The sequence below is a fragment of the Cryobacterium soli genome (assembly GCF_003611035.1).
GTDB lineage: Bacteria > Actinomycetota > Actinomycetes > Actinomycetales > Microbacteriaceae > Cryobacterium > Cryobacterium soli.
In genome coordinates this window covers 1,818,068-1,830,138 of sequence record NZ_CP030033.1, presented here as the reverse complement: position 1 = coordinate 1,830,138, position 12,071 = coordinate 1,818,068, and the positions used below count along the sequence as shown (strand labels likewise).

The window sequence follows — 12,071 nt, the reverse complement described above, 5'->3', positions numbered from 1 at the left end:
CATTCGGGCCATTCCCCGTAAAGCCACATGCGACGCAGGGACAGACCTGCTCGTCATGCACACGCCGCGACTACGTTCCTGGCGGGGCCTGGCCTCGGATGGCCGCTCCCTCTCGCCGTACTGCTCGACCTCCGCCTGCACCAATTCGTTCCCGGTGCCCCGTGTGGCGGGGTAAATATCCTTGTCGCTGCGCTGTCTTGAGTTATCAATTTGCTGCTGCACCCAGCCGTGCCGGACTTTCCGGTGGCTCCTGGGGCCATAGACAGGTGCCTCACGGCATTCACTGGTCGTGCGTTCAGGGCATGCGGGCACGCCGGCGGATGCCCCTCAGGACGAGGGGCAAGAATTGGGGGTGTTACTTGGCCTGGCCGAAGGTGCGGGAGTTGATGAACTCCTGCAGATGGTCAGCCCGGATGCGCTGATTGCGTCGCGTGTCTCCGAGCTCGACCACGGGGAGAACCCCCGAGGCGATGCGCTCGTAAACCCAGTCGACGCCGACCTCTAAACGCTGCGCCACAGTGGCGACCGTGTAGAGGCGGACCGACTCAACGACGGCAGCCATCAGGAAGCCAGGGCGCGTTCTGAGACGGCGCTGAAGAGGCTGTCCAACGAGGCGTGCGGGAAAGCGATCTTCACGCTCGCCGCGAAGATGCCCGAGATGGGCTCACCCTTCGTGGCCCGCCACAGCGTTTCCGGCCGGACGCCGATGATCCGGGCCAGTTCAGCCTCGGTCTCGATGCCGTTCGCCTTACGAAGTGCGTCAAGCTGTCGCCGGTTCAGGACCAGTGCCGGCTTGGCAGTTGTGGTAACGGGGACTGTTTGCATGTCCACAACCATAGGTGTTTGTTGCGGAATCGCATGGACCGTGCATATCTGCAATCGGCGTGTCGCGGCACACATCCCCGTCTTTACGCCGATGTTCATTCGGAAAGTCATTGCAAAACTGCAATGCTGCGATACAGTATCTACGTGGATGAGACTTTGAACTGGGCCGAATACCTGCGCATCATCACCGACGCGGACACCAACCGCATCATCTCCCAGCGCACGGGCATACCCGACTCAACAATCAGCAGATGGCTATCCGGGCAGGCATACCCGCGCCCCCGCCAAGTTGTCGACGTGGCCCGCGCATATGGAGTGAACCCGCTCAACGCGTTGGTCGGCGCTGGCTACCTGGACCAGAGCGACATCGAACGCGCAGGCGTGGAGCCGCGCCAGTTCCAGCTACGCGAATTCTCGGAACTAGAGATCGCGCAGGAGATCGTGCGCCGCGTCCAGAAGGGCCAGTCGAGCATGCTCGAAACACCCCTCGACGAGAGCCACCCCGCGATGAGCGAGCGCAGCAATGTCACCCGCCTGCGCCAGACTCCAACCGAGGACGAAGCCGAACAGCTGGGCGCCGTTGCCAAATCGGGGGAGTCGGTAATAGAGATTGATGAATTCGACGACTGATGTCTACGACCCTCACGAGCACGCCGAACAACTCGGCCTCACCGTCGCCTACCAATCACTTCGCGCCAACTTCGGCATGTACATCCCCGGCCGGAAAATCATCCTGCTGCGCCGCGGCATGAAGGTCGCCACGGAGCGCAGCGTGCTCGCGCACGAGATCGCCCACTACCTCGCCGACGACCGGCGCACAGATGGGGTGTGGTCGATCCGCCAGGAGCGTCGTGCGGACCTTGCCGCCTCCCGCCGGCTGATCCCCGCCGAGCGCCTGCGCCAGCTCACCATGTGGTCGTCAGACCCCCGCGAGTGGGCCATCGACCTCCAGGTCACCGGCGACATCCTGCTCGCCTACATCAACGGACAGAAGGACAGCGCATGAGAGCCGCCAAGGGCGAAGGGTCGATGTCCAAGACCGACAAGGGGTGGCGCGGCTACGTCACCGTGAACGGCAAGAGGAAGTACACCCGCTACCACAAGACCAAGGCGCTGTGCGCGCAGGAGAAGCGCGAACTCCTCAACCGGCGCGACGACGGCCGGCTCGTCGCCGGGAAGGTGCCGACCGTCGCCCAGTGGATGAATCACTGGTCGGAGAACGTGACGAAGGCGCGGCCGACGACGGCGGCGCTGAACGCCTGGGTCATCACGAACAAGATCATCCCTGAGCTCGGGTCGATCAAGCTGTCCGCGCTCACCGCCGAGCGGCTCGAGCAGTGGGTCGTCGACCTCAACGTGAAGCCCGCGTCGCAGCGCCGCTACCTGGCGCCGCTCAAGACCGCCCTGAACGTTGCCGCCCAGCGTGGGCACATCCCGTTCAACCCGGCCCTCCGCGTCGAGCTGGAGCCGCAGGGGAAGCCGAACACCTCGGCGTTCTCACGAGAGGACCGGGACGCGATCCTCGCGGCCGCTGTCGGCCGGAACCGGGCGCGCTGGCACCTCTCAGTGCGCCTCGGGCTGCGGCCGGCCGAGGCGCTCGGGCTGACGTGGCCCGACTTCGATGCGAAGACCGGCGTGCTCACCATCCGCCACCAGCTGCTGCGCGCCACCGGCCAGGGCCTCTACCTGCAGGACGCCGCCAAGACTGCGGCGGGGGAGCGGGAGATCACGCTGCCCAAGTCCCTCGCGGCGCTCCTGGTCGAGCACCGCAGGGAGCAGATGCGACTCATGGCCCAGGTCGGCGATGAGTGGGTGGGCTGGAGCTACCAGGGGCAGCCCGTCGCGCTCATGTTCCCTCAGTCGAACGGCAAGCCCGTCGACGCGAAGATGGACACGAAGCTCTGGCACGCGCTCCTCGCGTCGGCCGGGCTCGAGGATGCCCGCCGGTACAAGTCTCGGCACACCGCGGCGACGCACCTGATCAGCGACAGCAATGGCGACGTGGCGGTCACGGCCAAGATCCTCGGGCATGCGGATGCGTCCTTCACCTACCGCACCTACGTGCACCCGCTGGCCGAGCGTGAGCAGGCGCTCATGGATGCGATGGACCTGCCCGCTGCACCCTATGTTGCACCCTATGACGCCGAACCCAGCCGAGTCAGGCAGAACGCAGAACCGTCAGATCGTTGAAATCCCGGGGCCGCCCGAGTCCAGCCGAGTCAGGCCGAGGGGATGCTGTCTCTCTCGTAATGAATAGGTCATCAGTTCGATTCTGATAGGCGGCCCCAACACGGACCGAAGCCGAGAGGCTCCGGTCCTTTTTTCATCCCCCTGCGCCAGTGGCCGCGGTAGGGTCGAGGCGTGCCTGACTGGACCGAACACGTGATCTGGTGGCACGTGTACCCGCTCGGCTTCGTCGGAGCGGACGTCACCGGCGTCGACCGCCGGCCGACGCACCGGCTGCGGATGCTCGTGCCCTGGTTGGACTACCTCCTCGAGCTCGGCGCCAACGGCTTGGCCCTCGGCCCGGTGTTCACCTCCCGCACGCACGGCTACGACACCACCGACTACCTCGAGGTGGATCCCCGGCTCGGCGACACCGCCGACCTCGAGCACCTTGTCGCCGAGGCACACCGCCGCGGCATCCGGGTGATGCTCGACGGGGTCTTCAACCATGTGGGCCGCGAGTTCGGGCCGCTGGTCACCGCGCTCGCCGACCCGTCCGCGCCCGAGAACGCCCTGTTCCGGCGCACGCCCGCCGGCGAACTCGTGGCGTTCGAAGGGCACGACGCCCTGGTGACCCTCGACCACGCCAACCCCGCCGTCGCCGACCTCGTCACCGGGGTGATGACCTACTGGCTCGACCGGGGCGTCGACGCCTGGCGCCTCGACGCCGCCTACGCCCTTCCCGCGGAGTTCTGGGCGGGCGTGCTCCCGCGGGTGCGCGAGCGCCACCCGGAGGTGTACGTGATGGGCGAGGTGCTGCACGGCGACTACGCCGCGTTCGTCGCCGCATCCGGGGTCGACGCCGTCACCCAGTACGAACTGTGGCAGGCGATCTGGCACGGCCTGGCCGAGGGCAACTTCTTCGAGCTGGACTGGGCGCTCACCCGGCACAACGCGTTCCTGGGCGCCTTCGTGCCGTACACGTTCGTGGGCAATCACGACGTGACCCGGCTGGCCAGCCAGATCCCCGACGCGCGCCACCACGCGCACGCCCTCGTGCTGCTGCTCACCCTGGGCGGCACCCCGGCGATCTACTACGGCGACGAACGGGGTCTGCAGGCCGTGAAGGAGCAGCGCGCCGGCGGCGACGACGCCATCCGGCCGGCCTACCCGGAGAGCCCCGCCGGCCTTGAGCCAGCGGGCGCTGCCACGTTCGTGCTGCACCAGGAGCTGATCGGGCTGCGCCGGCGGCACCCGTGGTTGCACACGGCCACGAGCCGGCCGCTCGCCCTCACGAACACCGGCTACGTGTTCGAGGTGACCGATGGCAGCCACCGCCTGGTCGTGGCGCTCAACTTGAGCGACGAGGCCCTCCCGGTCGACACGGATGCGGCCCCGCGGCTGGCCGGCACGGCCCACGCCGGCCCGGCCGGGGTCACGGTGCCGCCGCACGGTTGGGCGATCTTCGGCTGACCGGAGCCACTGACTTCGGCCAGCGGTGCAGGGAAATCGTCGTGGCGCAGGTTTGTCGTCGTGGCGCAGGTTTGTGTGGGGTTTATCTCGCGCCGCGAGACGGAACCTGCGCCGCGAGATTGAACGTGCGCCGCGAGCGTGCGCGCATGGTTGACTCAGGTATGGCTGGAACAGGGCGCGAACGCGTCGAAACGGATGCGCGGTCGCGCGGACTCGAGATCGACATCGTCGAGCGGCCCCCGGCCGACAGCCTCGAGAGCGCGGCCCGGCTGCTGGGCCTTGACCCGGCCGGCATCGTCAAGTCCCTCGTGGTGAAGCGACACGACGGGGACTACATCTTCGTACTCGTCCCCGGCGACCGGCAGATCAGCTGGGCCAAGCTGCGCGCGCTCGTGGGCGTGAACAAGCTCTCGTTGCCGCACGAAGACCTGGCGTTGGCCGCTACAGGCTACGCCCGCGGCACCATCACCCCGTTGGGCAGCAGCACAGCCTGGCCGGTGTTCGCCGACGAGCGGATGCGCGGCACCCGTGTGGCGATGGGCGCGGGGGAGCACGGGTACTCGGCGTTCGTCGACGCAGACGCCCTCATCGCCGCCTATGGTGCCACGGTCGCCGACATCACCGACGAGCTCAAGCCGCGCTCCTAGACGGGGTCCGGGCCGACCGGCGCGTCCGGCGCATCCCCTCGAGAACTGTGACGTAGGCACGCTTCCCGGGGATTTCTTGGGGCTTTTCTCTCGGTTCGCGGGGTGGGTGCGCCCGGGGTCGCCTCCTAGGCTGGGGAGATGGCCGACCCTCGCGTACCGACGAACAACCCGCGCGGCCCTGTGAAGCCGGCCGGGGCCGCGCGCCGGCACAAGTTGCTGCTGCTGGGCGCGGTGCTGCTGGTGGTTCTCGGCGGCGGCATCGCGGTCTGGGCTGCCCTGGTCGGCGTCGGGGCGGCATCCCCCGCGTCGGTCGTGCCCACCCCGCCCCCATCCGCCGCCGCACCGGCCCCGGTGGCATCGCCCACGGACTCCGCGGCGCCCGGCCCCGCCGCCGAGCCGACCGGCCCCGCACCTGTGGCCGTCTTCCTCGGCGACTCCTACACGCAGGGTTATGGCGCCGTTCCGGTCGAGCGGCGGTGGTCCTCGCTCGTGGCAGCGGACGCCGGCTGGACCGAGGTGAACCAGGGCCTGGGCGGCACCGGTTACGTCACGACGGCCACCCCGCACGCCTGCGGCCTGGACGCGTGCCCAACGTATGTGGAGCGGGTACCTGGTGTGATCGCCGCCGCACCCGACATCGTCGTGATCGCCGGCGGGCAGAACGACCGCTGGGCGCTGGCCGGCAATCCCGAGCGGGTGCGGGCGGCGGTCGACGCCACGTTCGACGGCATCCGCCAGGGCCTGCCGGATGCCCGGATGATCGCCGTGGGCCCGTCGACCGCCGAACCGGCGACGGCGCTCATCGTGGAGCTGGACGACTGGGTGCAGGCCGCCGCCGAGCGCGTCGGCGCGGAGTACGTGAGCCTGATCGATCCCGTGCTGATCGAGGAGTCGATGGTCGCACCTGACGGGGTGCACGTCACGGATGCCGGCTATCGCGCCCTTGCCGACCGGGTGCTCGAGCAGACCGGCCGGTGACGCGGGCAGGTCAGCGGGGCAACCGGCGGTCTTTGACCACCAGGACCACAAAAACGTAGAGGCCCACCAGTTGCCAGAGCGCGCGGAACAGCAGGTCGGTGGGGGAGTTTCGGAGGCAGAAGTCAGGCGGGGGCGGGGTCGCCGGCCGCGTGGGGGAGACGGGACTCGGCACGACTCGCTGGTGCTGAGCCGTGCGCCGGGGGAGAAGCAGATTCTCGCTCACGTGCGTCAGCGTACGCGCGGCCGGTGACGGCTCGGCAAACGGCAGATGACACATCCGGGACGTCACAACTCGCCGGTTGAGCCTGCCGAAACCAGCTGGCGAACCCGTTAGGCCGGTTGTCGTCATGAGACCGGCCCCCGAGGTCTCGACAGGCTCGACCAACGGCGAGCGAGGTACGCAGGCTCGTGAGCGACTCGGCTGCCGCGACCTACTCGGGGTTGCCGGGGCGCACCGCGGCCGTGTCGGCCACGTCGATGCGCTTGACGCCGTCGGGCTTCTCGTCCACGGTCACCCGCGGCGCGGCATCCGCCTCGCTCGCCTTGGGGGCGGTGGTGAGCTGGTCGTGCCGGTTCTCGTCGAAGAATTTTTCGCTCATGAACGGCACGATAACACGCCAATCGGGGGAGCGGCCGGGCCGGTTCGCTAGGCTCGCAGCATGACTGAAGCACTCCGCTGGGGAATCCTGGCCACGGGCGGAATCGCCCACCAATTCGCCGGCGACCTCGTGAAGAACGGGTTCACGGTGCAGGCCGTCGGATCCCGCAGCCAGGCCTCGGCGGATGCGTTCGCCGCCGAGTTCGGCATCCCCACCGCGCACCCGTCCTATGAGGCGCTCGTGGCGGACCCGGAGGTGGACATCGTCTACGTGTCGACCCCGCACCCGTTCCACGCGGCCAACGCCGCCCTGGCCCTCGAGGCCGGCAAGCACGTGCTCGTGGAGAAGCCGATCACCCTGAACGCCGCCGAGGCGCGCACCCTGGTGGCGCTCGCCGCGAGCAAGAACCTGCTGCTGCTCGAGGCCATGTGGACCCGGTTCCTGCCGCACATGGGGCGCATCCGCGAACTGCTGGCCGCCAACGCGCTCGGCGACGTGCACACGCTGCTCGCCGACCACACCCAGGACCTGCCCGACGACCCCGAGCACCGCATCAACTCCTTGCCGCTCGGCGGCGGCGCGCTGCTCGACCTCGGCATCTACCCGGTGTCGTTCGCGTCGGCGTTGTTCGGTGCGCCAGAGAAGATCCTGACCGCGGCCACGTTCAAAGACACCGGGGTGGATGCGCAGATCGCCAGCGTGTTCCGCTACCCGGGTGGGCAGATCGCGACGCTGCACTCCGCGAGCGACACCAAGGGCCCGAACACCGCGAGCATCCTCGGCACCGCGGGGCGCATCGACATCGACGAGGTCTGGTACTCGCCCACCTCGTTCCGCGTGTACAACAGCAACAACGAGGTCGTCGAGAGCTATGAAACGCCGGAATTCGTCGGGCGGGGCATGCACTTCCAGGCCACCGAGGCCGAGCGTCTTGTGGCCGCCGGATTGATCAGCAGCGAGCTGCTCAGCACCGCCGAGTCGGTGCAGATCATGGAGACCCTCGACGAGATGCGCGCGCAGATCGGTCTGGTCTACCCGGGCGAGTAAGGCGGCCTCACACCCTCGCTCGCTAAAATGAGCGAGTGGACACACCAGATGCGACCGTGCCCGAACCCGGGGATCCCTCGCTGAACCCGGCCGGGGAATCCACCCAACGCCTCGGAACGGCTGCGTCTGATGGCACCGGGGCCGGCGCTCCAGCCGACACCGGTGGAGCGGCCGGCACCGGCGCATCCGCGAACCTCGCAGCACTGTGGGCCAACCGTCGGCTGCGTGTCATCGTCGCGGCGGCCGTGGCCTTCGTGCTGCTCGGCAGCGGAGCCGTCTGGGCCGGCGCCGCCACCGGAGGACTCGAACCGCGGGCGGTTCCGGTGGCCGGGACCACGAGCACCCCGACCCCCACGCCCACCCCGACCACCCCGGAGCTACGGCCGGCCCCCGCGGCCGCCACCACCGCCAGCCCGCTGCGCACCTGCTCGGTCGCCGACCTGGCCGCCGACTCCCGGCTCGGCGACTTCCAGGCGCAGGTGGTCAACGCCGCCACCGGCGAGATCCTCTTCGACCGCGGCGGCAGCACCGCATCGCGTGCGGCCAGCGTGCTCAAGGTGCTCACCTCCGCGGCCGCCCTGAGCGTTCTCGGCCCGGACTACCGGGCCACGACCACGGTTGTGGCCGGCGCCGAGCCGGGCCAGATCGTGCTCGTCGGCGGTGGCGACCTCACCCTTTCGAGCACCCCCACGGGTGACGAATCGTTCTACGAGGGCGCGGCCCACCTCGACGCGCTGGCCGAACAGGCCCGCACCGCGGCGGAGGGGCCGATCACCTCGGTGGTCCTGGACTCCTCCTACTTCGGTGATCCCGGCTGGGAACCCAGCTGGGATCGCAAGGAGCAGACCGACGGCTACATGCCCGAGATCACCGCGCTGCAGGTCGACGGCGACCGGGACGACCCCTACCGCAGTACCTCCGCGCGCAGCGACGATCCCGTCGCAAGGGCCGGCGCAGCCTTCGCCGATGAACTCGGCGGCGACGTCACCGTGAGCGTCGGCACCGCTCCCGCCGGAGCCGCCGTGCTCGCCTCGGCGCAGTCCCAGCCGGTGTCGGTGCTGATCCAGCAGTCCCTCATCGTCTCCGACAACGCCCTGGCCGAGATGCTCGCTCGTCTGGTGGCCGTCGAGGGCGGTTCAGGCAACACCTTCGGCGCCATCGAACCCGCGGTGCTGGCGGGACTGAAGGAGTACGGCATCGACACAACGGGCATCCGTATCGTCGACGGTTCGGGCCTGTCCGACAACAACGCCGTGCCGCCGGCCTACCTCACCAAGCTGTTTCAGAAGATCAACGCCCGCGAGGGCAACCTGGGTGTCATCTTCGACGGTCTGCCCGTCGCCGGCGGCGACACCGGGTCGTTGTCCTACAGCGACCGGTTCACCGGTGCCAACTCGGATGCCGACGGCGCCGTGTTCGCCAAGACCGGCTGGATCGACACCGGCTACACCCTCTCCGGCATCATCAACGCCGACGACGCCAGCACCCTCACCTTTGCCGTATACGCGCTCGGGGATGTGGGCGATAATGCGAAGCAGGCGATCGATACCATCACGACGGGGTTCTTCCGCTGCGGGAACAACCTCTCGAACAACTGAATCTCAACGACAGGAGTGCTTCCGTGACCCGCGCACTGATCATCATCGACGTTCAGAACGACTTCACCGAGGGCGGCGCCCTGGGCGTCGCCGGCGGGGCGGCGGTGGCCGAGGCCATCAGTGACCTGCTCACGGCGCATCCGCACAGCTACGAGCACGTCTACGCGTCGCGGGACTGGCACAACGCCGCGGAAGACAACGGCGGTCACTTCGCGGTGGACGCCGAACCCGACTACATCGACACCTGGCCGGTGCACTGCGTGGCCGACACTCCCGGTGCCGCCTACCACCCGGCGCTGCACCTGCCCGAGACCACGGTGCACATCCTCAAGGGCCAGGGCCAGCCGGGCTACTCGATCTTCGACGGCGTCGACGCTTCTGGGCAGAAGTTCGGCGAGTTGCTCATCGACGCCGGCGTGACGGATGTCGACCTGGTCGGCCTGGCCACCGACTACTGTGTGCGGGCCAGCGGGCTCGATGCACTGGACCACGGCCAGCACGTGCGGGTGTTCACCGACCTCGTGGCCGGAGTGGCGCCGGAGTCCAGCGACAAGGCCCTCGCCGAGCTCGCCCACGCGGGCGCGGTGCTGGCCACGTCGGAGCTCGTCGAGCAGGCCTGAGTTCGCGGCGATTCGTTGCTGCGTCGCCTGCCGCTGCGCTGACCTGCGGCATAGTGCCCTCTGCGCGGGCGTGAAGGGGAGCTTCGCGGCAAGTGGGCAGCATCCGGTGTCTTGGCAGTCGAGGCCCCCTGGGAGCTTGAAGGGGCGGGAAGTGGCAACTCGCACGCTCGCGGAAATTTTCCAGCGCGGGTGCATCCGAATAGGGGTCTGCTCCGGAAGTAACGGGTAACGGGTAAACCGACAGGTTCCCGCTCTCGTTCCACTGACTGGAGGAAACCATGCGCAAGACCCTTATCGTCGGCGTCGCAGCCGGCGCCCTTGTCGCCCTGGCGGGAATCGCCCCGGCGAACGCCGCAGACGACGTCGCCCAACTCTCCGTGTTGCACGGGGTCCCCGGCCTCACCGTCGACGTGTACGTGAACGGCGACCTCACCCTCGACAACTTCGAGCCCGGCGACCTCGCCGGCCCGCTCGAACTGGCGCCGGGCACCTACACTGTCGCGATCACCGCCTCGGATGCCACGGACGCGAGTTCACCGGCCATCGGCCCGGTCGACCTTCCCTTGGAGGGCGGCAAGAACTACACCGCCGTGGCCCACCTCGACGCCGCTGGAACGCCCACAGCCACCCTGTTCACCAACGACATCGCCACCGTCGGCGCCGGGGAAGGCCGGCTCACGGTGCGTCACGTGGCCGCGGCACCCGCCGTGGACATCCTCGCGGGAGGCACCCCGGTGATCACCAACCTGACCAACCCCAACGAGTCGCTGCTCACCTTGCCGGCCGGCACGGTGTCGGCGTCGGTGGCCGCCACCGGAACCACCGACCCGGTGATCGGCCCGGCCGACGTGAACGTCGCCGAGGGAACCAACACCATCGTCTACGCCTGGGGCAGCCTCGCCGACGCCAACCTGGCGCTGGCCGTGCAGACGATCGACGGCCTGCACTCCAACCCCGACGGCGTCCCGGCCGGCAGTGCGGGTCTGGTCGCCACCAACCAGCCCGGCGACGCCACCGGCTGGTGGATAGGCGGTGCGGCCCTCGCCCTGGTGCTGGCCATCAGCGCCGCTGCGGTCTACGGCACCCGTCGGGCCGAGGCGCGGCGCTAGCGGATACCAAGCAGGAAAGGTCGGGTCACGGTGAGCCTGTTCGGGTTGGCCACCGTGGCCCGCGCCCCGCGGAAGCGGGGTGCCCAGAGCGAGCGAGGTGCGCAGCAGATGAATCCTCGGCCCGGCGGTCGTCCCCCGCAGAGCCTTCACCCGCGGGGGGTACGCCAGGGCGGTCCGCAGGGGAACCGGCGGGCCACCCGCTACCGCGCTGGCCTCGGGCCGGCCCTGGTGGGCAGCCTGCTCGTCGGCCTGCTCAGCGGATGCGCCGCCCCGGGCGCGGCGCCGGCCGGCACTGATCCTGCCGCCGGCGCCTTCAGCGGCTTGGGCGGCCCCGCCTCGGCGACGCTTCCCGGCGGCATGCCGGGTGCTTCACCGGCCCCCGACGCCCAGCCCGCGGTCACCGTGCCGAGGATGACAGCGGCTCCAGCCCCCTCCCCGGCGGCGACGGTACCGCGGCAGTCCGCGGCTCTGGCCGCGCAACCGGCTCCGGTCAGCGCCCCGGTGCGGGTCATGGCCGGCGCCCTCGACATCGACATGCCCGTCGAGGCCGAAGGCCTGGCCGACGGCGGGGCGATGGCGCTGCCGGCCAACCCGGCCGTCGCCGCCTGGTACCGGTACGGGTCCGGGCCCGGCAGCACCGCAGGCGCCACCGTACTGGCCGCGCACGTGGACTCCCTCGCCTACGACATCGGCCCGTTCGCCGCCCTCGCCGATGCCCCGGTGGGAACGGAGATCGTGCTGGAGACCGCCGACGGCGGCGCGCACCGGTACACGGTCGCATCCGTCGAAAGCCAGGAGAAGCCCGAGGTGCCGTGGGCGAGCGTGTTCGACCGCACCGGAGCGCCCCGGTTGACGCTGGTGACTTGCGGCGGTGAGTTCGACTACGACGCCAAGCGGTACCTCTCGAACGTCATCGTGACGGCGGTGCCGGCACCATGACCGTCGAACGGATGCGGCGGTGGGTGACGCCCGAACGGGGCGTGCGGGAATCGGCCGGTCGTGGTTATGC

At 69.5% G+C, this 12,071-nt stretch carries 15 protein-coding genes; 11 read left to right on the top strand and 4 right to left on the bottom strand.

Annotated elements, in window-relative coordinates:
- Positions 1-355 precede the first annotated feature (355 nt).
- Positions 356-562 (bottom strand): helix-turn-helix domain-containing protein, encoded by a 207-nt coding sequence (locus DOE79_RS08300; RefSeq protein ID WP_120338092.1) that lies wholly within the window; start codon positions 560-562, stop codon positions 356-358.
- Positions 562-924, bottom strand: coding sequence for a hypothetical protein (locus DOE79_RS08295; RefSeq protein ID WP_162942665.1), 363 nt, complete (start codon positions 922-924; stop codon positions 562-564). The genes DOE79_RS08300 and DOE79_RS08295 overlap by 1 nt, the downstream gene beginning before the upstream one ends.
- A 45-nt stretch (positions 925-969) precedes the next feature.
- Between DOE79_RS08295 and DOE79_RS08290 the strand changes: the two genes are divergently transcribed.
- The 6 genes from DOE79_RS08290 to DOE79_RS08265 all read left to right on the top strand — a co-directional run bounded on the left by DOE79_RS08290 (position 970) and on the right by DOE79_RS08265 (position 6,089).
- Positions 970-1,455 (top strand): helix-turn-helix domain-containing protein, encoded by a 486-nt coding sequence (locus DOE79_RS08290; protein WP_162942664.1) that lies wholly within the window; start codon positions 970-972, stop codon positions 1,453-1,455.
- Complete coding sequence (locus DOE79_RS08285; RefSeq protein WP_120338089.1) at positions 1,439-1,831, top strand: ImmA/IrrE family metallo-endopeptidase; 393 nt, start codon at positions 1,439-1,441, stop codon at positions 1,829-1,831. The genes DOE79_RS08290 and DOE79_RS08285 overlap by 17 nt, the downstream gene beginning before the upstream one ends.
- The gene (locus DOE79_RS08280) at positions 1,828-3,015 is read left to right on the top strand and encodes a site-specific integrase (protein ID WP_120338088.1); all 1,188 of its coding nucleotides are present in this window, start codon (positions 1,828-1,830) and stop codon (positions 3,013-3,015) included. The genes DOE79_RS08285 and DOE79_RS08280 overlap by 4 nt, the downstream gene beginning before the upstream one ends.
- A gap of 171 nt (positions 3,016-3,186) precedes the next feature.
- Entirely contained in the window at positions 3,187-4,464 is a 1,278-nt protein-coding gene (locus DOE79_RS08275) for an alpha-amylase family glycosyl hydrolase (protein ID WP_120338087.1), read from the top strand.
- 146 nt (positions 4,465-4,610) lie between these two features.
- A complete protein-coding gene (locus DOE79_RS08270; RefSeq protein WP_120338086.1) occupies positions 4,611-5,111 on the top strand; it encodes an aminoacyl-tRNA deacylase in 501 nt (166 codons plus the stop codon).
- A 138-nt stretch (positions 5,112-5,249) separates the two neighbouring features.
- Positions 5,250-6,089: an SGNH/GDSL hydrolase family protein gene (locus DOE79_RS08265; RefSeq protein ID WP_162942663.1), complete on the top strand. Its 840-nt coding sequence runs from the start codon at positions 5,250-5,252 to the stop codon at positions 6,087-6,089.
- Between the two features lie 10 nt (positions 6,090-6,099).
- Here the strand turns inward: DOE79_RS08265 and DOE79_RS20485 are convergent, their stop codons facing one another.
- Together DOE79_RS20485 and DOE79_RS08260 are read right to left on the bottom strand one after the other, a co-directional pair.
- Positions 6,100-6,312: a hypothetical protein gene (locus DOE79_RS20485; RefSeq protein WP_162942662.1), complete on the bottom strand. Its 213-nt coding sequence runs from the start codon at positions 6,310-6,312 to the stop codon at positions 6,100-6,102.
- A 208-nt stretch (positions 6,313-6,520) separates the two neighbouring features.
- Positions 6,521-6,688 carry a multidrug transporter gene (locus tag DOE79_RS08260; protein ID WP_120338084.1) on the bottom strand — a complete coding sequence of 56 codons (168 nt, stop codon included), beginning with the start codon at positions 6,686-6,688 and terminating at the stop codon, positions 6,521-6,523.
- Positions 6,689-6,748: 60 nt separating this feature from the next.
- On the opposite strand from DOE79_RS08260, the gene DOE79_RS08255 reads away from it, so the two are divergent.
- The 5 genes from DOE79_RS08255 to DOE79_RS08235 all read left to right on the top strand — a co-directional run bounded on the left by DOE79_RS08255 (position 6,749) and on the right by DOE79_RS08235 (position 12,001).
- On the top strand, positions 6,749-7,735 hold the full coding sequence (locus tag DOE79_RS08255; RefSeq protein ID WP_120338083.1) for a Gfo/Idh/MocA family protein: 987 nt from the start codon (positions 6,749-6,751) through the stop codon (positions 7,733-7,735).
- A gap of 35 nt (positions 7,736-7,770) precedes the next feature.
- Positions 7,771-9,333, top strand: a complete 1,563-nt coding sequence (locus DOE79_RS08250) for a D-alanyl-D-alanine carboxypeptidase/D-alanyl-D-alanine-endopeptidase (RefSeq protein WP_120338082.1) — start codon at positions 7,771-7,773, stop codon at positions 9,331-9,333.
- Between the two features lie 23 nt (positions 9,334-9,356).
- Entirely contained in the window at positions 9,357-9,953 is a 597-nt protein-coding gene (locus DOE79_RS08245) for an isochorismatase family protein (RefSeq protein WP_120338081.1), read from the top strand.
- Between the two features lie 278 nt (positions 9,954-10,231).
- Positions 10,232-11,062: a DUF4397 domain-containing protein gene (locus DOE79_RS08240; protein ID WP_120338080.1), complete on the top strand. Its 831-nt coding sequence runs from the start codon at positions 10,232-10,234 to the stop codon at positions 11,060-11,062.
- A gap of 108 nt (positions 11,063-11,170) precedes the next feature.
- On the top strand, positions 11,171-12,001 hold the full coding sequence (locus tag DOE79_RS08235; protein WP_162942661.1) for a class F sortase: 831 nt from the start codon (positions 11,171-11,173) through the stop codon (positions 11,999-12,001).
- The last annotated feature ends 70 nt before the right edge of the window (positions 12,002-12,071 follow it).